At 58.6% G+C, this 23653-nt stretch carries 25 protein-coding genes and 1 riboswitch; of the genes, 10 read left to right on the top strand and 15 right to left on the bottom strand.

The features are described from left to right. The first annotated feature begins 69 nt into the window (after positions 1 to 69). Entirely contained in the window at positions 70 to 912 is an 843-nt protein-coding gene (locus BR24_RS08250; RefSeq protein ID WP_496541024.1) for an AraC family transcriptional regulator, read from the top strand. Positions 913 to 935: 23 nt separating this feature from the next. Further along, on the top strand, positions 936 to 1415 hold the full coding sequence (locus BR24_RS08255; protein ID WP_496541025.1) for a VOC family protein: 480 nt from the start codon (positions 936 to 938) through the stop codon (positions 1413 to 1415). A gap of 85 nt (positions 1416 to 1500) precedes the next feature. Here the strand turns inward: BR24_RS08255 and BR24_RS08260 are convergent, their stop codons facing one another. The 7 genes from BR24_RS08260 to BR24_RS08290 all read right to left on the bottom strand — a co-directional run bounded on the left by BR24_RS08260 (position 1501) and on the right by BR24_RS08290 (position 7025). After that, positions 1501 to 1851 carry a DVU0772 family protein gene (locus tag BR24_RS08260; protein WP_496541026.1) on the bottom strand — a complete coding sequence of 117 codons (351 nt, stop codon included), beginning with the start codon at positions 1849 to 1851 and terminating at the stop codon, positions 1501 to 1503. A 204-nt stretch (positions 1852 to 2055) separates the two neighbouring features. After that, positions 2056 to 2226, bottom strand: coding sequence for a hypothetical protein (locus BR24_RS08265; protein WP_018124011.1), 171 nt, complete (start codon positions 2224 to 2226; stop codon positions 2056 to 2058). 100 nt (positions 2227 to 2326) lie between these two features. Further along, the gene (locus tag BR24_RS08270) at positions 2327 to 2872 is read right to left on the bottom strand and encodes a Fe-S-containing hydro-lyase (protein ID WP_496541027.1); all 546 of its coding nucleotides are present in this window, start codon (positions 2870 to 2872) and stop codon (positions 2327 to 2329) included. Next, positions 2872 to 3711 carry a fumarate hydratase gene (locus BR24_RS08275; RefSeq protein WP_496541028.1) on the bottom strand — a complete coding sequence of 280 codons (840 nt, stop codon included), beginning with the start codon at positions 3709 to 3711 and terminating at the stop codon, positions 2872 to 2874. The genes BR24_RS08270 and BR24_RS08275 overlap by 1 nt, the downstream gene beginning before the upstream one ends. Positions 3712 to 3770: 59 nt before the next feature. Then, positions 3771 to 4508, bottom strand: a complete 738-nt coding sequence (locus BR24_RS08280) for a fumarate reductase iron-sulfur subunit (protein WP_496541029.1) — start codon at positions 4506 to 4508, stop codon at positions 3771 to 3773. A 3-nt stretch (positions 4509 to 4511) separates the two neighbouring features. Continuing rightward, on the bottom strand, positions 4512 to 6356 hold the full coding sequence (locus BR24_RS08285) for a fumarate reductase flavoprotein subunit (protein ID WP_496541030.1): 1845 nt from the start codon (positions 6354 to 6356) through the stop codon (positions 4512 to 4514). A gap of 12 nt (positions 6357 to 6368) precedes the next feature. Next, positions 6369 to 7025 carry a succinate dehydrogenase/fumarate reductase transmembrane subunit gene (locus BR24_RS08290; RefSeq protein WP_496541031.1) on the bottom strand — a complete coding sequence of 219 codons (657 nt, stop codon included), beginning with the start codon at positions 7023 to 7025 and terminating at the stop codon, positions 6369 to 6371. A gap of 304 nt (positions 7026 to 7329) precedes the next feature. Here BR24_RS08290 and BR24_RS08295 point away from each other — a divergent pair, with 304 nt between their 5' ends. Then, positions 7330 to 9996: a M16 family metallopeptidase gene (locus BR24_RS08295; protein WP_496541032.1), complete on the top strand. Its 2667-nt coding sequence runs from the start codon at positions 7330 to 7332 to the stop codon at positions 9994 to 9996. 880 nt (positions 9997 to 10876) lie between these two features. Here the strand turns inward: BR24_RS08295 and BR24_RS08300 are convergent. Next, a complete protein-coding gene (locus tag BR24_RS08300) occupies positions 10877 to 11653 on the bottom strand; it encodes a DUF169 domain-containing protein (protein WP_496541033.1) in 777 nt (258 codons plus the stop codon). A 441-nt stretch (positions 11654 to 12094) separates the two neighbouring features. Next, positions 12095 to 12189: riboswitch (TPP riboswitch) on the top strand. 71 nt (positions 12190 to 12260) lie between these two features. On the opposite strand from BR24_RS08300, the gene cytX reads away from it, so the two are divergent. The 6 genes from cytX to lpxC all read left to right on the top strand — a co-directional run bounded on the left by cytX (position 12261) and on the right by lpxC (position 17933). Further along, positions 12261 to 13466, top strand: coding sequence for a putative hydroxymethylpyrimidine transporter CytX (gene cytX, locus BR24_RS08305; protein WP_496541034.1), 1206 nt, complete (start codon positions 12261 to 12263; stop codon positions 13464 to 13466). Positions 13467 to 13546: 80 nt separating this feature from the next. Further along, on the top strand, positions 13547 to 13774 hold the full coding sequence (gene rpmE, locus BR24_RS08310) for a 50S ribosomal protein L31 (protein ID WP_496541035.1): 228 nt from the start codon (positions 13547 to 13549) through the stop codon (positions 13772 to 13774). A 169-nt stretch (positions 13775 to 13943) separates the two neighbouring features. Next, positions 13944 to 14885, top strand: a complete 942-nt coding sequence (locus BR24_RS08315; protein ID WP_496541036.1) for a DUF1385 domain-containing protein — start codon at positions 13944 to 13946, stop codon at positions 14883 to 14885. 3 nt (positions 14886 to 14888) lie between these two features. Further along, positions 14889 to 15959, top strand: a complete 1071-nt coding sequence (gene prfA / locus BR24_RS08320) for a peptide chain release factor 1 (protein ID WP_496541037.1) — start codon at positions 14889 to 14891, stop codon at positions 15957 to 15959. A gap of 8 nt (positions 15960 to 15967) precedes the next feature. After that, positions 15968 to 16858 (top strand): peptide chain release factor N(5)-glutamine methyltransferase, encoded by an 891-nt coding sequence (gene prmC / locus BR24_RS08325; RefSeq protein ID WP_496541038.1) that lies wholly within the window; start codon positions 15968 to 15970, stop codon positions 16856 to 16858. Between the two features lie 151 nt (positions 16859 to 17009). Then, positions 17010 to 17933 carry a UDP-3-O-acyl-N-acetylglucosamine deacetylase gene (lpxC, locus tag BR24_RS08330; RefSeq protein WP_496541039.1) on the top strand — a complete coding sequence of 308 codons (924 nt, stop codon included), beginning with the start codon at positions 17010 to 17012 and terminating at the stop codon, positions 17931 to 17933. Positions 17934 to 18024: 91 nt separating this feature from the next. Here the strand turns inward: lpxC and BR24_RS08335 are convergent, their stop codons facing one another. Both BR24_RS08335 and BR24_RS08340 read right to left on the bottom strand, forming a co-directional pair. After that, a complete protein-coding gene (locus BR24_RS08335; RefSeq protein WP_496541040.1) occupies positions 18025 to 19131 on the bottom strand; it encodes a M20/M25/M40 family metallo-hydrolase in 1107 nt (368 codons plus the stop codon). 75 nt (positions 19132 to 19206) lie between these two features. Then, the gene (locus BR24_RS08340; RefSeq protein WP_496541041.1) at positions 19207 to 20532 is read right to left on the bottom strand and encodes a M48 family metalloprotease; all 1326 of its coding nucleotides are present in this window, start codon (positions 20530 to 20532) and stop codon (positions 19207 to 19209) included. Positions 20533 to 20642: 110 nt separating this feature from the next. Here BR24_RS08340 and BR24_RS08345 point away from each other — a divergent pair, with 110 nt between their 5' ends. Beyond that, on the top strand, positions 20643 to 20846 hold the full coding sequence (locus BR24_RS08345) for a hypothetical protein (RefSeq protein ID WP_496541042.1): 204 nt from the start codon (positions 20643 to 20645) through the stop codon (positions 20844 to 20846). Positions 20847 to 20902: 56 nt separating this feature from the next. On the opposite strand, the gene BR24_RS08350 is transcribed toward BR24_RS08345, so the two are convergent. The 5 genes from BR24_RS08350 to BR24_RS08370 all read right to left on the bottom strand — a co-directional run bounded on the left by BR24_RS08350 (position 20903) and on the right by BR24_RS08370 (position 23650). Further along, positions 20903 to 21619 carry a hypothetical protein gene (locus BR24_RS08350; protein ID WP_496541043.1) on the bottom strand — a complete coding sequence of 239 codons (717 nt, stop codon included), beginning with the start codon at positions 21617 to 21619 and terminating at the stop codon, positions 20903 to 20905. Positions 21620 to 21693: 74 nt separating this feature from the next. Next, a complete protein-coding gene (locus tag BR24_RS08355) occupies positions 21694 to 22107 on the bottom strand; it encodes a hypothetical protein (protein ID WP_496541044.1) in 414 nt (137 codons plus the stop codon). Positions 22108 to 22177: 70 nt separating this feature from the next. Continuing rightward, positions 22178 to 22498 carry a hypothetical protein gene (locus tag BR24_RS08360; RefSeq protein WP_496541045.1) on the bottom strand — a complete coding sequence of 107 codons (321 nt, stop codon included), beginning with the start codon at positions 22496 to 22498 and terminating at the stop codon, positions 22178 to 22180. A 3-nt stretch (positions 22499 to 22501) separates the two neighbouring features. Beyond that, positions 22502 to 23245 carry a flagellar basal body-associated FliL family protein gene (locus BR24_RS08365; RefSeq protein WP_496541046.1) on the bottom strand — a complete coding sequence of 248 codons (744 nt, stop codon included), beginning with the start codon at positions 23243 to 23245 and terminating at the stop codon, positions 22502 to 22504. Positions 23246 to 23266: 21 nt separating this feature from the next. Beyond that, positions 23267 to 23650 carry a chemotaxis response regulator CheY gene (locus tag BR24_RS08370; protein ID WP_496541047.1) on the bottom strand — a complete coding sequence of 128 codons (384 nt, stop codon included), beginning with the start codon at positions 23648 to 23650 and terminating at the stop codon, positions 23267 to 23269. Between the last annotated feature and the right edge of the window lie 3 nt (positions 23651 to 23653).

A 23653-nucleotide genomic window follows, 5' to 3' on the forward strand; every position in this document is an offset into this window, starting at 1 on the left:
CGGCGTGAGCTGTCGGCCCTTTTTTTCTGACCGCTTGTAGCGCAGGCAGAATCGCGATATCTACATGGGATGACTGTCCTTCGGCAAACCTCGCGTGCATCCGGGCATCGATATTTTCAGTCTGCGCCCCCTGAAGATTTGAGACATTTCATCTCCTGTTTCTGGGGCGTCCACGGGGACTCGCCAACTCCCGTTCCCATACGTGTTATTCCGGACGGGTGCGCCGACATCGTTGTGGACCATGATGGACGTCTGCCGGTAATGGGCCGTGACGCCCCGACAGGGAAGCCGAAGTCGTTTATCGTGGGACCGACACTTGAGCCTGCCTTGCTGATGCTCCCTCCAGAGTCGATGATCCTTGGGATACGCCTGCTCCCCGGTGCCTGCTCGGTGCTGTTCGGATTGGATGCCTTTGAGATAAGCGGAACGGCCGTACCGCTTGATGCCGTTGATAAGGCAGTGCATCAGGCCTTGCTTTTCGACATTTCGAGGATCGCGAGTTTGGCCGATCGTCTCGAGCTGGCGGTCGCAATGCTGCGGACGCGTCTTGCCGACCATTCTCCCGATCCGGTTCTGCTCCATTTTTTTCATGCGATTGCATCTTCGGAATCATGCGACCCCCTGCCGGCTGTCTCGGGCGTATCCTCACGAACACTTTCAAGGCGCATTGGTCGTTTGGCCGGGCTTGGCCCCAAGAGGATGCTGCGGTCGGCCCGTTTTATCGACGCGGTTCGGACGATGCACTTTGCTCCCACTACCACCCTGGCCGACCTTTCAATTCGGCTAGGCTTTACCGATCAGGCCCACTTTGGCAGAGAGTTCAAAGCCATGAGCGGTTTGAGTCCGAAACAATGGCTCTCGGAGCGTATGGATGGCGGGTTTTTACAATATCTGCCGCTTCCTTTGCGTTAACAGGGCCTCAAAAGGAGGTTGTCATGTCCATTCGATATGAAGGTGCGGTTATTTTCGTTTCCGATATTGATGTGTCGCGCCGGTTTTACGAGCAGGTGCTGGGGCAGGAGGTGGTGGCCGACCATGGGCCGCATTTGGTTTTCAAGGCAGGATTCTTCTTGTGGCAGGCCGACCATGCCGTTTCAGTTATCTACGGGAATAACAAAGCAACTCCGGAGCGACTGGCGCAGGATAATTTCGAGCTGTATTTCGAATCCGAGGACCTGGACGACGCATGGGATACCATGGTGCGGAATGCGGTAAGCCCTGTGCACGAAACAGTGGTGCACCCTTGGGGGCAGCGCGGATTTCGGGTCTATGACCCGGACGGATATATCGTTGAGGTCGGGGAACCGTTGCCCACGCTGATTGAAAGAATGGCTGGTCAGGGCCTGAGCGCGGAAGAGATATCCGAACGGACGACCATACCGGTTGATTTCATTGAGAGCGTTTTGAAGGGCTAGTACATCCCCAATGAGAAAGGACCGGCTCGATACCGGTCCTTTCCGGGGGACAGAGGTGACGTATAGAGGAGAGTCTTGGCTGTTTCTATTGCAAGTGGCCCATTTCCGCTTCAAGCCATGCCCTGATTTCCGCATTGGGTGCATAGACACCCTTCAGGTGGCCGATTTCATCCAGAAAGCGCTTTGCCAGTTCGTCGGGCAGTTCCACTTCAGCGAGTTCGCGCGCTTCTTCCGAGTTGCGTCTTACCAGAATCGCTCTGGGAGTGTCGTCCCAAGCGTAGACCACGAAATATGTGCTGTAATCCGCCTTGGAGCGGACCGGCTGATGCTCGGCGTGCCAGGAGTTGTTCCCCCACTCCAGGTACATGGTTACGGCATCTTCCGGGGTCATGTTCCAGTCGATGTCGATGTGCTTGTAATCACGAAGGCTTCCCATATTTCCTCCTTGGATCGTCTTCTTGATCTTGATAGTAATAATAACGATTACTAAAAAAGAGTCAAGGGCAAAATGAAAACTCCTTCGGCAATCTTGCAGATTGTCCGAAGGAGTTCCTTGATCTGCGTCAAGGCGATGGGATCAAACGCCTTGCGCACTCATTTCGGGAGGTCCGGAAACCGGAGACCCGATGTGGGCCGGAAGCTATTCCTTGTCCGGAGACCAGTTCGGGTCGTGGTATTTTTCCGGATTGTAAACTCGCCAGTCGCGGCCGTCTTCGTACTTCTCGTCCGCACCCGGAAAAGGCACGAAGAGGCGGCTGCTCTCGTTCTGGCTACACTGGCAGGTGTGTTTCTGCTCTTTGTCCTGTCCCATGACGCAAACCCCTCAAAGTAGTGGTGTTTTTGTCCGGAACCCCGTAGGAGAACCGGGGGCGGCAGTATCGCCGCCAGCCCCCTCTGTGCTCCTTTTGCCCTTAGCTGTCAAGAACCGGTTTGGCGTAAAGCTCGCCCCCGTGGGCGTCGTTTATGACCAAGAGCGGGAAATCCTTCACCTTCAATGCGCGAATTGCCTCGGGCCCCAGCTCCTCGAAGGCGATGACCTCCGCAGCCTCGATGCTGTTGGACAAAAGCGCCCCGGCACCACCGGTCGCGCCGAAGTATACCCCGGTGTGTTCCTGCATGGCCTTCTTGACCTCCTCGGAGCGCTTGCCTTTGCCTATGGTGGCCTTGAGCCCCAGTGCGTGTAGGCGTGGAGCGTAGGTGTCCATTCGGTAGCTGGTGGTCGGGCCGGCGGAGCCGATGGGACGGCCGGGCGGAGCCGGGCTGGGACCTACATAGTAGATCGCCGCACCGTTCAGCTCGAAGGGCAGCTCCTTGCCTTCGTCGAGCAGGTCGAAAAGCTTCTTGTGGGCCGCGTCACGGGCCGTGTGGATGGTGCCGCTGAGAAAGACCACGTCACCGGCGCGCAGCTTGTCCACCGCCGTGTCGGTGAGGGGCATTTCAAGTTTGTATTCGGCCATTACAGTTCCACCTCCTCGTGTCGCTGGGAATGACATTGCACGTTGACCGCCACCGGAAGGCTGGCGATGTGGCAGGGCTCCACGGCCATCTTCACGCCGAGAACGGTGGTCTTCCCGCCGAGCCCCATGGGGCCGATGCCGAGCCTGTTGAGCGCCTGTTCGAGTTCCTTTTCCATTTCGGCGATCTTCGGATCCGGGTGGGTGTCGTCCAGCTTCCGAAGCAGGGCGTGTTTGGCGATCTTCGCCGAATGGTCGAACGTCCCGCCGATGCCTACGCCGATGACCGTCGGCGGGCAGGGGTTCGGTCCCGCCTCGGCCACGCGGTTGACGATGAATTCCTTGATGCCTTCCCAGCCCTGGGCAGGGGCCAGCATGGTCACGCGGCTCATGTTCTCGCTGCCGCCGCCTTTGGCCATGTAGGCGATCTTGAGCCTGTCGCCCGGAACCACGTCGAAGTGAATGACCGCCGGAGTCGCGTCGCCGGTGTTCTTGCGGGTGAACGGGTCGCAGGCGGACTTCCTGAGGTAGCCGTCGCCGTATCCCTTGCGGACGCCTTCATTGATCGCCTCGCGCAGTCCCGGGCCGGTCACCTTAACGTCCTCGCCGACCTCGACGTAGAACACGGCGAGGCCGCAATCCTGACACAGCGGCAGCTTGGTAGCGCTGGAGATGTCGGCGTTTTCCAGCAACTGGCGCAGCACTTCTCTGGCCGCGGGGGATTCCTCCTCGGCCATGGCCTGTTCGAATTTGTTGCGAACGTCATCCGGCAGCTCGGTGTTGGCTTTCATGCACATCCCGGCCACGGCTTCGACGACGACCGATGCCTGTATCTCTCGCATGGCTTCTCCTTGTTGCAAAACGGGCCGGGGAGTGTTCTCCCCGGCCCGTCGGAATCTGATTATTTCCTGAAAAGGGTCTTGATGGCGGTGATGCCTATCTTCCGCCGCAGAAATCCCAGCTGGTTCTGAAGCGGAAGGTGCTTGGGGCAGACATCCTCGCAGGCCAGCAGGCCCATGCAGCCGAAGATGCCCTCGTCGTTGCCGATGATCTCGTAGTAGTCGCGCTCGGTGCGCTGGTCGCGCGGGTCGATGAGGAAGCGCCCGATGCGGTTGAGGGCCACGGCCCCCATGAAGTCTTCACGGAGCCGCGCCGTTCCGCATGCGGAGACGCAGCAGCCGCATTCGATGCAGCGGTCCAGTTCGTAGATGTTCTCCGCCACCTCGTTGTCCATCCGTTCCTCAAGCGCGTTCTCGTCGAAGACCTTGGTAGTGTGAATCCAGGACTCCGTCTTGTGATACATCTCGCGGAACCATGTGCCGGTGTCCACCGAAAGGTCCCCCACGAGCTTGAAGACGGGCAGGGGGAGCAGGGTTATCTCGCCGGGCAGGTCGCGCGTCTTGGTGTGACAGGCAAGACCGGGGCGGCCGTTGATGACCATGCCGCACGCTCCGCAAATTCCGGCGCGGCAACAGAAGTCGAACTGAAGCGAGGGGTCCTGTTCCTCCCGGATGCGGTTCAGGGCGATGAACAGGGTCAGCGCCTCGGTTTCCTCAAGGACGAACTCGTCCATGTGTGGAACCGAGGCTTCGTCCTGAGGGTTGTAGCGGAATATGTTGAATTTGAGCAGTCTCGACATGAATCAGCCCTCCTTGCCTTTGCTGTCGTCCGCGGAAATGACCGCCATTTTGCCGTAACCGCGGTCGCCGGGAGGAATCTCAGTCACCTGCGTGGCGGGTTCGTAATGGAGTGTCGGGAGCATGTCGTCGGGGTTCTTCCAGTAGGCCAGCGTGCGCACCAGCCAGTCGCGGTCGTTGCGGGCAGGGAAGTCCTCGCGGTTGTGCGAACCACGGGATTCTGTGCGCTGCAATGCGCCGTAGGCCACCATCAGGGCCATCTTCACCTGACCTTCAAGCTTCAGCGCCGCCGCGAGTTCCGGACTGGCCCCCTTGCCGTTGGTGCGAAGGCCCACGGTGCGGGCGCGTTCCAGAACCTTTTGCAAAGCATCCACGCACTCTTCAAGGCCTTCCTGCGTGCGGAAGATGTTGGCGCCCTTGTGCAGTGCCTGCTGCATGTCGGCGCGGACCTTGTAAACGCTTTCCGTGCCCTTGCGCCCGCTCACGAGGTCGTCGATGCGCTGTTGCTGTGCCGCATACGTGTCGTCGATGATGCGGGAGTTGAACAGCACCTCGGTTCCTTCCACGTATTCCACGATCTTGCGGCCCACGATGCCGCCCGCGACCACGGTCTCAGCCAGCGAATTGCCGCCGAGGCGGTTGAAACCGTGCATGTCCCAGCAGGCCGCCTCGCCCGCTGCGAACAGTCCCTTGAGGCCGTAAGCCGCGCCGTCCTTGTTTGTGCGGACGCCGCCCATGGAGTAATGCTGCGTCGGCCGAACCGGGATGAGCTGATGGATGGGATCGATGCCCAGAAAGCCCGTACAAATCTCGTAGACTTCTCTGAGCTTGCCGGTAATGTGCTTTTCGCCCAGATGTCTGATGTCCAGCCAGAGGTGGTCGCCATAGGGGCTTTTGACGCCGAAGCCTTCGCGCATGTGATGGGTCATCCAGCGCGAGACCACGTCGCGGGAGGCCAGTTCGGCTTTTTCCGGCTCGTAGGTGTGCATGAAGCGTTCTTCGTTTACGTCGAGGAGCGTCCCTCCGTCGCCCCGACAGCCTTCGGTCACGAGAATGTCCGTGGGTACGATGCCCGTGGGATGGAACTGGACGGCCTCCATGTTGCCCATGGGCACGAGGCCGGTGTCCAGCACCGCCGTATGGGCCGAACCGTCGCAGATCACGGCGTTGGTGGTGTTGGGGTAGATGCGCCCGAAGCCGCCCGAAGCCACCATGGTGGCCTTGGCGATGTAGGTAATCAGTTCACCCGTGCGCAGGCTGCGCGCCACGACGCCGAAACACGTTTCGCCGTCGTGGATGAGGGAGATGGCCTCGGTCTTGTCGTGAACTTCCACGCCGTGCTGGGCGCAGACGTTATCCACGGTAAAGAGGACCGCGTGTCCGGTGCCGTCGGAAACATAGCAGGTGCGCCATTTGGCGGTACCGCCGAAGGCGCGCGAGGTGATGAGTCCCGCGTTTTCTTCCTTTTCGACTTTCTCGAACTGCTGTCCGCCCTTGAAATAGGTGGACTTGCCGGGCACCACGCGGTTCCACGGCACGCCCCAGTGCGCGAGCTGGCGCATCTCGACGGGGGCGCGCTCGGCGAAAAGCCGGGCCACTTCCTGATCGCAGCCCCAGTCCGAGCCTTTGACGGTGTCCTCGAAATGGACGTCGGGACAGTCTCCGTCGCCCATGCAGGAGTTGCCAAGGCCCGCCTGCATCCCGCCCTGAGCGGCGGAAGAGTGCGAGCGCCGGGCCGGGACGATGCTCAGGCAGATGGTGGAATGCCCTGCGGTGGCGGCCTCGATGGCGGCGCGTTCTCCAGCGAGGCCCGCGCCGATGACCAGTACGTCGGTGTAAATCGTCTGCATGGCGTGTCTCCGTTATTGCGGGATGTCGAGGAACATGAACCTGAGCAGGGTCACGAAGCCGATCACGATGAACGCCAGCGTAAGCAGGTTCTCGCGCTTTTTGAAAATGCCGCGCCCGTCACTCCTGATGAACCCCCATTTCACGCCGATGCGGTAGAAGCCGATGCCCACGTGCAATTCCACCAGCGGCAGCAGCACGAGGTAGAAGACGAACCAGAAGCCTTCCTGAATGCGGGCCGCGCTCTTTGCGGCAGTGATCGGCAGGTCGGTGAGGACCACCCACATGTGGATGGCGCCCATGATGAGAATGATCATGGCGGAGACGGCCTGTACGATCCACATCCAGGTGTCGCCGTGGCGCATCATGCGGGCGTGGTTCCAGATGGTCTTCTGTCCTTCCATGTGAAAGGGCAGTTTGCGCGCCGCGAGTACGAAGTGGGCAAGAAAGAGCAGGAAAATCAGCGGACCGCCGACCTGGGCCATGCCCGTTGATTCAAAAAAGTGCGCTATGGCGTTCATCCAGTCAGGGCTGACCACCACGCTGGCGACCAGCACCATGTGCGCCCACATAAAAAGGATGAGCCCGGCACCGGAAAGCATCTGCATCCAGTCGAGAAGCCCGTCCAGCCGCGAGGACCGTCCGGGCATCAGGCTAGATTCAACTGACATCGACTTCCTCCGAATTGAAGTTTCCAAACGCAAGACCGACCGCAAGCCAGTATCCCGGTAGTCTTGTCGGTTCGTCAGGCGTTTGTCAACGTTGCCCGGCCGGTAATGCCCCGAAACACCTTGCTTTGAAACTGTGCAGGACGTACTGTGTCCCGCACTTTGAACACGGGCGGTTTTCATGCTGTGGCCGCCTTGCACTGAGGAGAGGAATGATTATCATAAGCCGATACCGCCGGCGCCGAACCGGCGCCCAGAAATTCATATTCAGCCCGGCACGCGACCGGGTTTTCACCGGAGAAAGCAAATGCTCAGAATACTTGTTCTGCTGGGAGGGCTTCTGATGGCCCTGACCGGATGCGCACCGCACAACACGGCCTCGAGCGCGGACGTACCGAACCCCGTGCACGAAAACCCGGATCAGGCAAGGATCGTGAAGCTCAAGAACGGGCTCACGGTCCTCGTGAAACAGGATGACCGCTTCCCGCTGGTGAACGTGCGCCTGTATGTTCAGGCCGGGTCCTCCTACGAGAATCCCGAAATCGCCGGCATTAGCCATCTGCTGGAGCACATGGTCTTCAAGGGAACCGATAAGCGAGGTCCCGGCGAAACCGCCATGGCCGTTGAATCGGTAGGCGGTAACCTCAACGCCGCCACCAGCTTTGACTATACTTATTACTATGCCGAAGTGCCGGATCGCCACTGGGCGCTGGCCATGGACGTGGTACAGGATCTGGCCTTCAACGCCGAGATCGACCCGCAGGAACTGGAGAACGAACGCGACGTGGTACTCTCCGAGCTTTCGCAGGGTGAGGACAACCCCGGCAGCCGCATTTTCAAGACCCTGCAGTCCCAGATATGGAACGGAACCAGCTACCAGTGGCCCATTATCGGCTACCGTGACACTGTCTCCTCCATTTCAGACGAGGAGATTCATCAGTACATCGACCGGCTGTACCAGCCTCAGTCCATGCTGCTCTGCGTTGTCGGCAACGTGAATCCCGACGAGATCGTGGCCGAAGCCGATCGTCTGTTCGGCTCCCTCGAAAATACCCGCGAGGTGGTCCCGCCCGAGCCGTTCGGCATCGCCGAAGTAGGCAACGGCCCCACGGTGACCGCCATCCCTGGCAAATGGAACAAGGTATATCTTGGCGCTGCGTTTCCCATTCCGAACCTGCGCTCCGCGGAAATGGCCGGACTGGACATGCTCAGCCACCTGCTGGCCGGTGACGACACCGCCCGCCTGTATCGCAAGTTCAAGTATGAAATGAACCTCGTGGACAGCATCTCCATGTCTCCGCTCTCCCTTGAGCGGGGCGGGATGCTCTACGTCATGGCCACCCTCGACGAGGACAAGGTCGACGAGTTCTGGCCTGCGCTGCTGAGAGAGTTCGAGAGCTTCGACCCTTCCGTGTTCACGGATCGCGAGATCGAGCGCGCTCGACTGAACATCAGCGACTCCATGTTTCTCGCCAAGGAGACTCTTGGCGGACTTGCAAGCAAGATCGGCTACTTTCAATTCTTCGAAGGCGGCGAGCAGGCCGAAAAGAACTATCTCTTCGACCTCGAGCACGTGGACCGCTCGGAAATGGGGCTGCTGTTCGACAAGTATGTGCGTCCCGACAGGCTCTCCGCCTGCGTGCTCACCCCGGAAGGAAGCGATCTGACAGCCGAGGCTCTGGAAACGGAAGTCGCCGAAACATGGGACGGCAAGGCGACCGCCGCAGCCGAATCCGTCAGGCAGACCGTGACCGAGGAGACCGTCATCGACCTGCCCGGCGAATCCAGATTGGTCCTGATTCCGGATGAAACGCTTCCCTACACCGCCATGAGCCTTTACTGGCGCGGCGGCGACTCCCTTATCGAGGAGAACGAGCAGGGCCTCCCCGCGCTCGCGGCCAAGGCGCTGACGCGAGGCACCTCCAGACTCACCAACACCGAGCTGGAAGACTTCATGTCCGATCGAGCCGCGAGCATGGGCGCCACTTCCGGACGCACCATCTTCGCCTTTGACGCCAAATTCCCCACCCGGTTCACCGAGGAACTGCTCCCGGTTATCGGTCAGACGCTTACCGAGCCCGCATTCCGCCCCGAAGAGGTGGACCGCTCCCGCATGGATCAGATCTCCGAGATCAAACGGCGCGAAGACCGCCCCATGGGCCTCATGTTCCGCCACCTGTTCCCGCTGCTTTTCAAAGGCGGCCCCTACGGGTATCTGCATGACGGAACCATGGACATTCTCGCCGACCTGACACGCAAACAGGTCTGGAACTACTGGTATCAGCAATCCAAGCGCCCGTTCGTCATGTCCGTCAGCGGCGACTTCGATCGCGAATCCATAGAAGCCTTCGCGAAAGGGCTGGCAGAAACTCTGGCCCCCAAGCCGGACCCCACCGAATACGGTGCTCCGGTCTGGCGAGATGAGCATGAAAAGACCCTGAATCTGCCCGACAGGAATCAGGCGCATCTGCTCCTGACCTTTCCCGTGCCCGGCAAACTTGACGCCGAAGCCACCGCCGAACTCACCGTGCTCAAGTCCGTGCTTTCCGGTCAGAGCGGGCTGCTTTTCCGCGACCTGCGGGACAAGCAGGGGCTCGCCTACACCGTCACCGCGCTGCTCTGGCAGGCGGATGAAGCAGGCATACTCGGCTTTTACATCGGCACCAGCCCCGAGAAAGTGGAACAGTCCATGGACGGCTTCAGGAACGTAGTAGAAAACCTCAAGAAGGACCTGCTGCCGGAAAACGAAATCGTACGCGCCCGTAACATCATCGAAGGCGATTACTATCAGGACAAGCAGACCCTGCTCTCTCGCTCACGCGAAGCCGCAGGTCTCATGGTTCGCGGCCTTCCCAGAGACTACGAGGCCAAGCTCATCGAGCTGGCCACCAAAGTCACCCCCGAAGATATTCGCGAAATCGCCCGCAAGTACCTTGACCCGGAAGAAGCCTATCTGATGAAGGTCATGCCCTAAGGCATAGACCAAACTGAATGCATGAAGCGCATCGCCTCAAGGCGGTGCGCTTTTTTTTTGAGCGAAGGTGCCTCCGGCGGGCAGGGGCGTTGCCCCTGCACCCCACCAAAGGGGCGGGCCCCCTTTGGAATCCCTGGGTTGTCAGCGGGGGTGCAGCGCAGGGTTCATGCGGTCGCACAAGCCGCATTCATGCTGCAACCCCGCTGACGGGGATTTTGGTTCCGTGTGTCTTGGCTGACGGACTCCTATGGCCAAATTGAATTTCAATAAGCTCCGTTGTCCCAAACACTCCAAGCCAGAAGTCTCAGCAAAGGCTTCTTTCCCGGCGACCAAGCACCGCAGTAGTGTCGATCAAGGTATAGAGGCTCTTTTTACTGGTCACGCAGATCCGGGCGGTGTCTGTAGCCACAGATGTTTCGCCCGAGGCTGTGACCGCGTCATAAGGCCTCTTGCCCGCGCGGCGGCGTATCTCCAAAAGCGCAATTTTGGGCTTCTCGTTCTGCGTAAGCAAAAAAGAAGGTCGACCAACAGGCCAAAACCTGCACTGATGCAAACGGCAATGCCTCCGGCGGACCCTTTCAGGGGGGAGTAGCTGATGAGTCCATGCGACCGCACAACTCCCGTCCCTGCTGCAACCCCGCTGACGGAGTACGGTCTATTGAAACGAAAACCTCGGATACCCTCTCACACAACCTGCATGTGAAGCGGGCACCCAAGCGAACGTTTTCCTGCCGCGTCAATCGGGCGCAGCCCCGCCAAAGGTTTCTGGGAGAGAGGGGAAGGGGAGTCTGAGGGGAAGGGGGGAGAAAAGACCGGGCGTTTTGCCGGGGCGAGGGCTGGTTCGCCCCGGCAAAACTATATGGCTATGATGGGGGGGGGGCTATTTTTCTTTCTTGAAGATGATGAGCGGGCAGTTCTTGCAGATATCGGCACCGGGGAAGCCATCGCCGGGTTTGGTGATGGCGCTGCTGGCTTCGTTAATGCGGTGCTGGAGTCGATCAACCACGGCCTTGAACTTTTTGCCCGGGATGATGACGTTGATTTCGCCGCGTTCGGTCTTGCCTGCGTTGTAGCTGCCGGAACATGCGGGGAGCATGTTGAACTCCTGTTCGAGCAGGGTGAAGACGTTGCCTCCGCAGGCGGAGGAGTTCATGGTGATGTTCGGGCGCAGGGGGTGCGTGTCGGTGGCGGCCATGTAGTCCACGGCGAGGTGGTAGGCCTGCATGTTGTCACAGTAGAAGTGGACGGTGTCGGGTTCAAAGAGGCCGTCGATGCTGCCGAGGGGGGCCACGACGACGGCGAGCAGGCCTTTTTCGAGCTGGTGCTTGGTCTTGACGAACCGCTCGGCCTGTTCGAGGTCGCGGGTATATTTGGCGTGTCCTTTGATTTCGCTTTCGTCGAGATCCTTCCAGCCGAAGCTGTAGCGGGCGTTGCTGCAGCCGAGGGTGTCTTTTTCGGCGAGGACGGTCTGTCCCTTCATGCGGGCGGCGAGCTGCCACTGGCAAAAGGTCATGGGCTTGACCGGGGTATGGATTTCGTCGGCGTTGTCCTTGAAATGGTCAAGTTCGGCCTGATCGTAGAAGAATTTTACGGCGACCGGGTAGTGGTACAGTCGCATTTCCTTCATCAGCATTTCTTGCATTTCTTTATAAGACATATCGCTATCCTTTGTATGAGTTGTTCCTTTTCGCACAAGAAAATACGTCCCAATCGTGCGAAAACTGCATGCTCGCGAGTTCCGCGCGGGAAAAGGTGCCTAGCAACCGGACAAAATTGGTACAAGAAAAATCGTGCATGTTCCACTAGTGAACAAGCTGAATCGAGTTTTAACAGCAGCCGGGGGATAATTGTTGGTTTTATTGTGAAAATGAGCACAATCGGAGGGCGTTGCCGTATTGGTCAAGGCAGTAGATCAATATCTGGCAGAAGGTTTTGGTCTTGGGATGAAGAATCGTGTCTGAATGGAAGAGCCTTCCACCGGAATCGAAAAAGGTGGGTACCAATGGCCTTGCTCGTGATGCAGGGGGCAATGTATGGCAAAGGTGGCGCGACTGCAGGTGTGGGCTTGCATAGCGTAGCGGTGCCTGATAGATGTCTTTCCGTCCGATAGGGGTGTCCCGCATGGGACTGAGATCATACCCTTGGAACCTGATGCAGTTGAGGCTGTCGTAGGGAATTCGGAAGGTCTCCGTGCGCCGTTCGGCGCGGTCCTCCCTTGTCCTTCTCCTCACGGTATCGGCTCCGAGCAAAACAAGGAGTTCGACGTGAACACCGGCAAACTGACCTTTGCTAACCTGTTCTTTCTGTGGTTCGGCGCCGCGGTTTCCGTGGCCGAAATATTTACCGGCGGCTATCTGGCCAATCTGGGCTTTGCCGGAGGCATGACCGCCAACGTGCTCGGGCATCTGGTGGGCACGATCATCCTCGTTCTTGGCGGCATCATTGGCTACCGGGAAAAGCTTCCGTCCATCATGTCCATGCGGATTTCCTTCGGCAAGCAGGGCTCGTATCTGCTTTCCGGCATCAATGTGCTCCAGTTGCTTGGCTGGACGGCGGTGATGATCCTGCTCGGCGGCGATGCGGTCAACGAGCTGTGTAGCACGCTCTGGGGCATCGACAATCAGATGCTCATGTCCGCGTTGATCGGGCTGTTCATCGGTTTCTGGGTATTCATCGGCATTCAGGGCTTCAAGTGGCTGAATATGGTCGCCGTGGCGTTGCTGCTTGGTCTGACGGTGGTCATGAGCTGGGTCATCTTCACTCAGCCTGCGCCTGCTCAGCCCGTGGAACCCACCGGCACCTTCGGCATGGGATTCGAGCTGGCCATCATCATGCCGCTTTCATGGTTCCCGCTCATTGCGGACTACACCAGCATGGCGAAGAACTCCCGCGCGGCATGGCTTGCGCCGTTTCTTGGCTACTTCACCGGATCCACCTGGATGTACAGCATCGGCCTCGGCGGGGCGATCTTCTCCGGCACGGCCGACCCCACCCAGATGATGCTGGCCGCAAAGCTCGGCATGGTGGCGCTCATGGTCATCGGTCTTTCCACGGTGACAACGACCTTTATGGACGTCTTCTCGGCCGCGGTCTCCACTCTTAACGTCCTGCCCGGGTTGAATCGCCGCTGGATGTCCGTTGCCTTTGCCGCGCTGGGCACCGGACTGGCCATGTTCTTCCCCATCACGCAGTATGAATGGTTTCTTTATCTGCTCGGATCGGTCTTCGCGCCGCTCATGGCGATCCTGCTGAGCGACTATTATCTGCTCAAACATGATGCGCGATCGAATATTGCGGACGTCAGGGCCATACTTTCGCTTGCACTCGGCATCGCCTTCTATTATTGGGTGAAGCGGCACGACATGGTCGTGGGGCATACGCTGACTACTATCGGATTCACGCTCATCGTTCACAACGCGATGCGGGTGCTGACCGAAAAGCGCCGGCGTGTTGCGGCAACACGGGGATAACCTGCGTTTTCCCCTTGCCATTCGTTCGTACTTTAAGTACTAGTCCCTGTTCCACGCAACTAGCGAGTAGGAGTTTTTCAATGAAAAAAGATATTCATCCCAAGACGTTTGAGGCCACCATCCGTTGCCACTGCGGCTACGAAAGCAAGGCTTCTTCCACCAAGGGCGAGCATATCGACGTCGAAATCTGTGCCAACTGCCACCCGTTCTACACCGGTAAGCAGCGCCTGATCGACACCGCCGGCCGCATTGACCGTTTCCGCAAGAAGTACGCGAACTTCAAGGGAACCGCCAAGACCGAACAGTAGCTGTCCCGGCTTGTTTTCTTCAATATGCCTCTGTCGGTTGCGGCAGAGGCATATTGTTTTCGCCGGGCTTTGACTTTCCCCGGGGAATCCTTACCCTTCGGCAAGGTCCTCAAAGACGGTTCAACCCGGCTGGCGGAGGACCCCTTTCCCTCCAACTCAAGCCGAGGATATGCCGTTGAGTCTCAAAAATATCTTGTTGGCGGCTGCCAACACCGTAGGCGGACAGGCCGTGATCGAGGGCGTGATGATGCGCTCCAAGAACCGGCTCGCCATCGCCGTTCGCCTCCCGAACGGCGAAATAGAAGTTCACGAGCGCCCCTGGTTCTCGCTGACCAGTCACCCCTTTCTCAAAAAACCTTTTGTTCGCGGTTTTCCGGTTCTGCTGGAAACGTTGGTCAACGGCATCAAGGCTCTGAACTGGTCCGCCACGCAGGCCGTGGACGAGGAAGAGGGCGAACTCACGGGCTGGCATCTGGCCATGAGCATGGTCGTGGCAATCGCCGCCGCGCTGGGCCTGTTCGTAGTCCTCCCGCATTTCTTCTCCGTAGGCATGGAATGGCTCGGATACGGCGGTGACGTCGACTCCCTGAGCTTCCACGCATGGGACGGTCTCTTCAAGATGCTCATCTTCATGGGCTATATCTGGGCCATTTCATTCATCCCGGACATCAAGCGCGTCTTCCAGTATCACGGCGCGGAGCACAAGGTGATATGGTCTTACGAGGCCGGAGGTTCGCTCATTCCCGACAGCGCGCGCATCAACAGCAGGCTGCATCCGCGTTGCGGCACGGCGTTCATGCTTTTCGTGCTCTCGGTCAGCATCGTGCTCTATTCGGTGCTGGTGCCGCTGCTCATGATGGTTTATGCGCCGGAGTCTTTCATCATCAAGCACCTGTACATCGTCGGGGTCAAGCTGCTGCTGATGATCCCCATTAGCGCCATGGCCTACGAGCTGATCAAATTCGCGTCCAAGCGCGAAAACAGCATTGCCTGCAAAATGCTGTGCTGGCCCGGGCTGGCCCTTCAGGTGCTCACCACACGCGAACCGGACGACCACCAGATTGAAGTGGCCATTGCGGCCCTCAAATGCGCGGTCAACATGGAGGAATAAGCGATGTTCAGAAAACTCGACGAGATTGAAGAAACCTTCATCGACCTTGAAAAGGAACTTTCCCAGCCCGAGATTTTCAACGATCAGGAGCGCTACCGCAACGCCACCAAGAGCCACGCGGAGCTGGGCGAGATCGTCAGGGTCTACCGCGAGTACAAGCAGCTTTCGCAGGATCTTGAGGACAACCGGGAGCTCGCGCGCGATGACGACGCCGACATCCGGGAGATGGCAAAGCTCGAGATCGCCGAGATCGAGCCGAAGCTGCCGGAGCTTGAAGAAGAGCTCAAGCTGCTGATGCTTCCCAAAGATCCGCTCGACGACAAGAACATCATTCTCGAAATCCGCGCCGGCACAGGCGGCGACGAGGCCGCTCTGTTTGCGGCCGACCTGTTCCGCATGTACTCCCGTTTCGCCGAGGAGAACGGCTGGAAGGTCGAGATAATGAGCGAGAGTGAATCAGGCTCGGGCGGACTCAAGGAAGTCATTGCCAACATTTCGGGCGACAAGGTTTACAGCAAGCTCAAGTACGAGTCCGGAACCCATCGAGTGCAGCGCGTCCCGGCAACCGAGTCCCAAGGGCGCATCCACACTTCCGCCTGCACCGTGGCGATTCTCCCCGAAGCGGAAGAAATCGACGTGGACATTCGCAACGAAGACCTGCGTATCGACGTGTTCCGCGCCTCCGGTCCCGGCGGGCAGTCGGTCAACACCACTGACTCGGCGGTCCGCATTACTCACGTTCCCACCGGGCTGGTCGTCTCCTGTCAGGATGAGAAGTCGCAGCTCAAGAACAAGGTCAAGGCCATGAAGGTTCTGCGTTCTCGCCTGCTTCAGGCCGAGCAGGAGAAAGCCCACGCCGAAGAGGCTGCAGCCCGCAAGAGTCAGGTCGGCTCCGGTGACCGTTCCGAGCGCATCCGTACTTACAATTTCCCGCAGGGGCGTGTCACCGACCATCGAATCAACCTGACCCTCTACAAGCTGGATCAGGTCATGGAAGGCGACATCAACGAACTGATCGACTCACTCATCGCGCACTACCAGAGCGAGGCGCTCCAGCAGCAGGCCGAGCAATAGACACGCGAATGACCGTGACCACGCTTCACGACATCATCGGGGAGTCCGCGTCCATTCTCGACGAGAAGGGTGTGGACTCCCCGCTTCTTTCTGCGCAGTTGCTCGCCTGCCATGCACTTTCTCTGAACAGGGTGGGCTTGTTCACCAATCGTCGCCGGGAGCTTTCTGCGGACCAACTGGAAGCTGTCCGTGAACTCGTTCGTCGGCGCGCCACCGGGGAGCCTGCCGCCTATATAGTAGGAATGCGGGAGTTTTACGGTCTCGAATTTTCTGTGTGTCCGGGGATACTCATTCCACGCCCGGAAACGGAGCACATAGTGGAAAAGGTGCAGGATCTCTTTGATCCTTCCGATGCGTTGCGTTTCGCCGATCTCGGAACGGGCTCGGGTATTCTGGCCGTGACCGTGGCGTATATGTTCCCGAAGGCCGAAGGAGTGGCGCTGGACCTGAGTCCGGTGGCCGTTGAATGTGCTTCGGAAAACGCGGTGCGCCATGGAGTTGACGCCAGACTGGACATCCGGCCGGGCGATATGGGTCAGCCCTTTGCGGAGCCCGACAGCCTTGATCTGGTGCTCAGCAACCCTCCGTATGTGACAGAGGAAGAATATTCTCAGCTAGACCGGGAGGTTGCGGGTTTCGAGCCGCGAACTGCGCTGGTGAGCGGTGAAGACGGTCTCGACCACCTCCGACAGTTGCTGCCCAATGCAGGCGAAGCCCTTCGTGAGGGAGGACACCTTCTCGTGGAGATCGGCTGGAAGCAGGGGGAAGCCGCCAAAAAAATAATCTGTGAATACGGCCGGGATTTCGGCTCCGTAGAAATTCTCAAAGACCTTTCAGGGCATGACCGCATCATTTTTGCCACACGGACGGTTTGCAAAAAAACAACACATCACCCCTGATCTTGTTGAAAAAACACAAACAGTTGAGTTTCTGCCACATATTTCAAATGCTCGTTTTGCAGAGTATTCTCAATTATTTCTGATGTTTAAATACTTAACTGCCATTTGGCACCTATTTTGCTTATAAGTAGGCGTTCCAAATGGAGGATTCATGCTGCAGACTACTATTCGCGAAACCGTACGTTGCACCGGAGTTGGCCTACACAGCGGGAAACAGGTCGCCATGGCCCTTTGCCCCGCCGCAGAAGACACCGGTATCATCTTCGCCATCCGCAACGGCTCCGGAAACGCATTTCTGACTCCCAACCCCTCTCTGGTCGTGGAGACCGGCCTTGCCACCACCCTCGGCAACGGTACCGACTCCGTGGCCACCGTGGAGCATCTGCTCGCAGCGATCCGGGGTATGGGAATAGATAATATCAAGATCGAAGTCGAAGGAAGCGAGCTGCCCATCATGGATGGCAGCGCCGCCTCTTTCGTGTATCTGCTCAAACAGGCCGGACTGCGTCGCCAAAGCCGTCCCAGAACCGTACTGGCCATCAAGAAGCCGGTCAGCTTCGAGCAGGACGGCAAGTTCATCAAGGCCTCCCCGCACGACGGCTTCTTTGTGGACTACACCATCGACTTTGCCCACCCGCTCATCGGACGCCAGACCATGTCCATGGAGATCACCCCCGAAGCTTTCTCGGGCAAGCTTGCCAAGGCCCGCACCTTCGGCTTCCTCAAGGAAGTCGAATATCTGCATGCCAACGGACTCGCTCTCGGCGGTTCGCTCGACAATGCGGTGGTTCTGGATGAGTACGGCGTGGTCAACAGTGAAGGGTTGCGCTTCGAGGACGAGTTCATCCGCCACAAGATGCTCGACTTCGTCGGCGACATGGCCATTCTGGGCCTGCCGCTTCAGGGTCGTTTCGAGGTTTTCGCTTCCGGTCACGCGCTGAACAACCAGTTTCTGCGACATGTCGAAGCGAACGCCGACCTTTACCTCGAAAAAGTCACGCGTCAGCCGGAAAAGGCCCCTGAAAAGGAAGCCGAAAAGACCGAGGTGTTCGGCGCCGCTCCGGCCATGGCATAGCTTTTCCGCTTTTTGCAGCATGAAAAGGGCCCGCCTTTCGGCGGGCCCTTTTTTTTGTCAGTGGCGAGATATGGTCCTTCACCGTGGACGGTTACGACTTCATGAGCTCCGCAACCAGCATGGCGCTTCCGATGAGGTCTTCCACGGCGATATGCTCGTCGGTGGTGTGGGCGCCGGTCATGCCGATGCCCAGATTGACCACGTCAATCCCCCGTCCTGCAAGGATGTTGGCGTCGCTGCCTCCGCCGGAGCTTTCCAGAGACGGCTTGAGGCCCAGCGATTCGCAGGCCTTTACCGTCTCTTTTAGCATAGCGCTGTCCTGCGGTACGTTCAACGCAGGGTAAAGCTGGTCGGTTTCAAGCGAAACCTCGCCGCCAAAGATGTCGGCTGCGGTCTTGCAGCACTCCTTCATGTGCTCAACCTGCGCCTGAAGCTTTTCGGGATCGTAAGAGCGGGTTTCCGCATGGAAGGAGCAGCTTTCCGCTACGATGTTGATGGCGCTGCCGCCCTGAATGGAGCCGACGTTGGCCGTTGTGTCCTCGTCCACGCGCAGCAGCTTCATGCGCAGGATGGCGTCTGCCGCCATGCTGATCGCGCTGACACCCTTTTCGGGCTCGAAACCGGCGTGCGCGGCCCGTCCGGTAAACGTCGCAGCGAGGTCGATCTTGGCGGGGGAGCGGGTGATGATGGTCCCCACCGGCCCGGAGCAGTCCAGAATGGCGAACCGCTTGGCCGGGGCCTTCTTCAGGTCGAGATGCTTGGCACCGTGCATGCCCGATTCTTCGGCTATGCTGAAGACGACATAGATGTCGGGGTGCGAGATTTCGTTTTCTATCAAATGACGAAGCGCTTCAATGATCGCGGCGATGCCTGCCTTGTCGTCGCCACCGAGTATGGTTTCGCCCTTGGAACGGATGATGCCGTCGTCCATGACCGGCTCAACGCCGAGGCAGGGCGGAACGCAATCCATGTGGGCGGAAAAGGCGATGGCTTCGCCCCTGGTGTTGCCCTTGAGGTGGGCGATGAGGTTGCCGCAGTTTCCGTCACAGGCGTCACCGGCCTTGTCCATGGTCACGGACAGCCCCAGCTCCTCCAGAATGGGCCGCAGGTGTTCGGCGACGTCGTTTTCTCTGAAGGATGGGCTGTCGATTCGGACGAGTTCGAAGAAGGTGTCGATGAGCCGTTGTTCGTCAATCATGTTTAATCCATTGTTCGTGTTGCATTTGTCATGAGCGCTTCGCGCCGACATGACAGACTGCCGAAACAGGTCTCTTTATTTGATATATCCCCATGCGTCCAGTCTCGAGTAGGCGTGCTTGGCGGCATCGCCCTCGCGGGTCGCCTGAAGGAATCGATAATAGTGGTTCGCGGCCATGTCCCGGTTGCCGAGAGCCTCGTATGCGTATCCCGTAAAGAAGGTCGTGGATGGGTTTCCGGGGAGATGGTTCTCGTATGACTGGAAATTTCGCAGGGCGGAACGATATCGGCCGTTTTCGAGCTGCAGCATCCCGGCAATGTGCATGGCCTGAGGCTCTTGCGGATAGACCCGACGCGCCTTTTCCGCATAGCGGAGGCCCTCCTCCTGCTGATTGCGGGCCATCTTGCACTTGGCCATCAGCAGCAGTCCGGCATAATCGTCAGGAGCTACCTTCAGCGCCTTGGCAAAATGCGTCTGAGCGTCGGAGAAGGCTTTTTTCTTCATGGCCCCCTCGCCGTCCTGCATTTCCTTGATGGCGGGCTCAATCTTGCGGACGCTGGCTATGTTGTCCTTGTAGCGCTCCCGCAACATCCTGCCTTTCTTCCCTCCGTAGGTGGTGCGGGCCTCGTTGACAGCGGTCTCGTATCGCTCGGAACTCATGGGGTGCGAGGCAAACATCTGCTGCACGAAGGACGGTTCGTTCTTGTGGAGCCCGTTGAGCATGTCCATCAGGCCGACCATGCCCTGCGGATCATAGTTCGCGTTGTCCATGTACTCCATGCCGAGACTGTCCGCCTGCCGCTCGTCATCGCGTGAGTAACTTGCCAGCAGGAGGCCTGCGCCTACGCCGCCGAGACCTGCTGCGAGCGGCGCCAGCTCGCTGTTCTGGCTTGCCACAACGCCGACGCCTATGCTCAGCAGCCCCTGCGTGGCCATGGAAGAGCTGACGCGGGAGGCCGTGTGCCGCGCATTGACGTGGCCCAGCTCATGCCCGAGGAGAGCCGAGAGCTCCGCCTCGTTGTCGAGCTTGAGCAGAATCCCGCGCGTGCAGGCGATGCTGCCGCCGGGGAAGGCGTAAGCGTTGACGTAGTTGGCGTTCACGCAGCGGAAACTGTAGGGCATGTCTGGCCGGTGGGTTGTTCTGGCCAGATTGTTTCCTACGCTGGAAATGTAGTTGTTTACGCTGTCGTCCTGAACCGGGCCGTAGTCTGCGGAAAACTGGTGCGGCGACTGCTTCTTGTCAAGCGCGATCTCCTGCTGTCTGGAAACGAGCATGAACTGCTGTTCGCCTGTAACAGGGTTGACGGCGCAGCCTGCCAGAATCCCGGCGGTGCCGCCTGCAGTGAGTTTGAGTGCCTCGCGTCGGGTAAAGAGGCGCACGCCTGTATCTTTTCCTGACATGGTTTCCTCCATGAAAATAGCGATTCGGGAACGATATATCGTGCGGCAGGACTTGGCAACCATATGAACCTGTGGCACCTATTCGAAACACTGCATGACGGAGGGACATGATGGGCAAGAGGCAGAAGCTTCCCTGCGACGAATGTCGTTTCAGGAGATTTTCGGAAAAGGACCCTACCAGCATCCTTGCGCTGTTCTGGGAGTGGCACACGAAATGGTGCCCTGGCTGGAAAAAATATCTGACCGACCTCAAAGAGTACGGCGAAGAACCGCCCGAAATGGGGCATCGTCGTGGGATATTTCCCGACGAATAGCATAACCTGCTAGCACTGGCGACCGGCAACGGTCGCCTTTTTCATGTAATGGGGGATCAGCCGCTGAAGTAGCGGGAAAGCATGCCTCCCGGCGCACCTGTGAGAGCTTCCGCACCGAGGAATTCGGCATGTTTTGGCAGTACCCCGGTTTTTCGAAGAAGATGGGCAAGCGGGCTTGCGAAAGAAGCGCGCCCCACCTTGATGCGATAGCTGGTTCGTTCTCCCTTGTGCAGGCAGACCAGCTGGCAGTCGCCAAACGCTCCCAGCGTAAATTCGTGTACCGATTCGAAGAATCCACCGACTCCTCGTTTGACAAACGTGGCCTGCTCTCTGGCCACGGGTAGGAAGAGGGGTGAGTAGGAGAGTGTGCGGTCGGCTCCGAGCGTGTTGATGCCGTCCACGGCGGTTTGCACACTGGCGTGCGCCTGGCCGATTTGTGGTTCGCGGAGCAGTTCCGCGAGGGTGAGGGCTCTGTCGGGCAGAGAAAGCGCTTGAAGTTCTGCCGCATGAGGGCGCAGCAATGATTCAAAGGCCTGCCGTGATTTTGTGAAGCCCATCACGCCTGTGAGCGCCGGTGCAAGATTGCCGCCGCCTCCGCCGTGCAGGGCCTGAAGATGGATTTGCGGGCTGAGGCTGATGATCTTGAAGGCAAGGACCGAGCCCGGCGCCGGACCGGATGGGATGTTCGCCAGAAGCGGGTCGCCGTCGATATTGACCCATGCGAGGTCTTGGTCTTCCCACTTGAGTATTCGGCCCCGGACCTTCTGGCCCACGCGGTGTGAGCGTTTGAAGGACTCGCTGCGCGAAGTCCGTTCACCTGAATACCTGCCGCCGCCACGGATGCGCATCAGGCCTGCCCGATGATGAGTTCCACTTCTTCGATGCTCAGGTCGAACTTGCGGGCGAGCTGGGCCGGACTCTTGCCTGCCTTGTATCCGGCAAGAATGACGTTGCGCATGAACTGGGGCGATTTGGCGTATTCATCCGCGCGTTCGATGAGCATGTTCAGCTTTTTTTCACGCTTTTCCAGCTCCTCGTTGAGCGAGGCAAGTTCGATCTGGCGTTGTTCAAAAGTGGAAACGAGTTCGTTTTCCAGCTTGGCGTTGAACTGAAGTCGGTTGACGAAGTCTTCCTGCTTGGTCTGAAGGTGTTTGAGCAGAGCTTCGGATTTTTTCAGTCGCAGGAAGAACAGGACCACAATTACGAGCAGGGCGAGCTCGCTGAGCGTGAAGAATAAAAGCAGCAGTGTGGAAGTATCCATGGCGTCCGATGGTTTGGCTGTAACGATTGCGGATGCAGTATCTCGGAATCGCGGTGAAAAATCAATGCGCTCAGACTTTCATGTCCACGATGTTGCCTGACCACGGAGACGGTTCGGACGCATTGGTTTCTTCGTCCTGATCCTTGTCCGAGTGACGTCTGCCGCTCTGCCCACCGCCGCCGTGGCTGCTGTCGCGGTCCACGGCCTGCGCCTCGTCCTTCTTGTCCACCTTGCCGACTTTGGTGTTGTCATCTTCGCGCACATGCTTGGCAATGAGCGGGGCGAAGAGGCCGCGCTGCACCTCTGGCTTCACCTGCTCCGCGTTGGCGAGCTTCTGGACATGCGGGAGCTGCGCGATGAGAAGCGGCAGCTCGATGGGAGAGGTACTCATGCCTCACCTCACAAGGTATTGTTCAAAAAGGATGGTGTCGAAACTCCCGACCCCTATGTACTGGTTTATGACAGCCAGAAGCTCTTCCTTGAGCTTTTCGCCGTATTTCTCTTCGGTCAGGAACGTGAGGTCTTTGTTCTTGAGATAGTAGTAGAGCGCGTTTCTGACCGCAAACGTCTCCTGATTGAACTGCAGGGCCATCTGCTGGTCCTTCGTGGACAGCACGATGCGGATCTCGAGGAACCGGATGTTGCCGTCCTCGTCCAGCTGTTCCACGAGGAAGGGGTCGAGACGCAGCAGGATGTCTTCGGGTTCCTGTACTTCAGGTTCCGGAGCGGGCGCTTGCGGTTGCGGTTCGGCGGGCTCCTCGGCCTTCGGTTCGGGTTCCGGCTGTTCCGGAGGAGCGGGGCTGCGCGTGAAGATGAGCACAGCGATGATGATGAGCAGGGCGAGTATCAACAGCCCCATGTAAAAGAGCTTGTTACGGAGAAAAGCGGGCAGTTGCCGCTTTGGCTTCTCCTCTTTCTCTTCTTCGAGGGGGGCCTCCTCGAAATCCTCAATTTCGTCCTCGTCCTCGTCTTCGTCCTCCAGAAAGGGGGCGTCGTCGAGGTCGAGGTCGACTTTCTGCGAGGCCTTGCTGGCTTCGCTGTCGTCTAGCTGCGCCTTCAGTTGTTGGGACGAGCCGGAATCACCGTCTTCGTTTTCAGTAAGCTCTTCTGGCTCGTCCGGAACAACCAACAGCAGCATAGTTCGGTTCCATCAAGAGACCTAGCTCTGGAAAATCTTCTCGATCTTCTGGCTCATGGTCTCCGGGGTGAACGGCTTGACAATGTAGTTGGACACCTTGGCCTGCACGGCTTCGATGATGTTCTCCTGCTGTGCTTCAGCGGTGACCATCAAGAAGGGCAGGTCTGCATATTCCTCGCTGCCGCGAACTTTGCGGAGCAGTTCGATTCCGGACATGTTGGGCATGTTCCAGTCGGATACGATGAAGTCGATATTGTCTTTGTTGAGAACATCCCAAGCAGTGGTGCCGTCGTCGGCTTCCACTATGTTGGTGAACCCGAGCTGACGCAGGATGTTCTTGATGATCTTTCTCATGGTGGAGAAGTCGTCCACGACAAGGATGCGCATACTGGTATCAGCGGGCATTAT

The sequence above is a fragment of the Pseudodesulfovibrio halophilus DSM 5663 genome (assembly GCF_059568665.1).

Excerpts from the sequence above, each read along its gene's own strand:
- BR24_RS08250 (WP_496541024.1), top strand. The coding sequence starts at position 70 with ATGACTGTCCTTCGGCAAACCTCGCGTGCATCCGGGCATCGATATTTT.
- BR24_RS08255 (WP_496541025.1), top strand. The coding sequence starts at position 936 with ATGTCCATTCGATATGAAGGTGCGGTTATTTTCGTTTCCGATATTGAT.
- BR24_RS08260 (WP_496541026.1), bottom strand. The coding sequence starts at position 1,851 with ATGGGAAGCCTTCGTGATTACAAGCACATCGACATCGACTGGAACATG.
- BR24_RS08265 (WP_018124011.1), bottom strand. The coding sequence starts at position 2,226 with ATGGGACAGGACAAAGAGCAGAAACACACCTGCCAGTGTAGCCAGAAC.
- BR24_RS08270 (WP_496541027.1), bottom strand. The coding sequence starts at position 2,872 with ATGGCCGAATACAAACTTGAAATGCCCCTCACCGACACGGCGGTGGAC.
- BR24_RS08275 (WP_496541028.1), bottom strand. The coding sequence starts at position 3,711 with ATGCGAGAGATACAGGCATCGGTCGTCGTCGAAGCCGTGGCCGGGATG.
- BR24_RS08280 (WP_496541029.1), bottom strand. The coding sequence starts at position 4,508 with ATGTCGAGACTGCTCAAATTCAACATATTCCGCTACAACCCTCAGGAC.
- BR24_RS08285 (WP_496541030.1), bottom strand. The coding sequence starts at position 6,356 with ATGCAGACGATTTACACCGACGTACTGGTCATCGGCGCGGGCCTCGCT.
- BR24_RS08290 (WP_496541031.1), bottom strand. The coding sequence starts at position 7,025 with ATGTCAGTTGAATCTAGCCTGATGCCCGGACGGTCCTCGCGGCTGGAC.
- BR24_RS08295 (WP_496541032.1), top strand. The coding sequence starts at position 7,330 with ATGCTCAGAATACTTGTTCTGCTGGGAGGGCTTCTGATGGCCCTGACC.
- BR24_RS08300 (WP_496541033.1), bottom strand. The coding sequence starts at position 11,653 with ATGTCTTATAAAGAAATGCAAGAAATGCTGATGAAGGAAATGCGACTG.
- rpmE (WP_496541035.1), top strand. The coding sequence starts at position 13,547 with ATGAAAAAAGATATTCATCCCAAGACGTTTGAGGCCACCATCCGTTGC.
- BR24_RS08315 (WP_496541036.1), top strand. The coding sequence starts at position 13,944 with ATGCCGTTGAGTCTCAAAAATATCTTGTTGGCGGCTGCCAACACCGTA.
- prfA (WP_496541037.1), top strand. The coding sequence starts at position 14,889 with ATGTTCAGAAAACTCGACGAGATTGAAGAAACCTTCATCGACCTTGAA.
- prmC (WP_496541038.1), top strand. The coding sequence starts at position 15,968 with ATGACCGTGACCACGCTTCACGACATCATCGGGGAGTCCGCGTCCATT.
- lpxC (WP_496541039.1), top strand. The coding sequence starts at position 17,010 with ATGCTGCAGACTACTATTCGCGAAACCGTACGTTGCACCGGAGTTGGC.
- BR24_RS08335 (WP_496541040.1), bottom strand. The coding sequence starts at position 19,131 with ATGATTGACGAACAACGGCTCATCGACACCTTCTTCGAACTCGTCCGA.
- BR24_RS08340 (WP_496541041.1), bottom strand. The coding sequence starts at position 20,532 with ATGTCAGGAAAAGATACAGGCGTGCGCCTCTTTACCCGACGCGAGGCA.
- BR24_RS08345 (WP_496541042.1), top strand. The coding sequence starts at position 20,643 with ATGGGCAAGAGGCAGAAGCTTCCCTGCGACGAATGTCGTTTCAGGAGA.
- BR24_RS08355 (WP_496541044.1), bottom strand. The coding sequence starts at position 22,107 with ATGGATACTTCCACACTGCTGCTTTTATTCTTCACGCTCAGCGAGCTC.
- BR24_RS08360 (WP_496541045.1), bottom strand. The coding sequence starts at position 22,498 with ATGAGTACCTCTCCCATCGAGCTGCCGCTTCTCATCGCGCAGCTCCCG.
- BR24_RS08365 (WP_496541046.1), bottom strand. The coding sequence starts at position 23,245 with ATGCTGCTGTTGGTTGTTCCGGACGAGCCAGAAGAGCTTACTGAAAAC.
- BR24_RS08370 (WP_496541047.1), bottom strand. The coding sequence starts at position 23,650 with ATGCCCGCTGATACCAGTATGCGCATCCTTGTCGTGGACGACTTCTCC.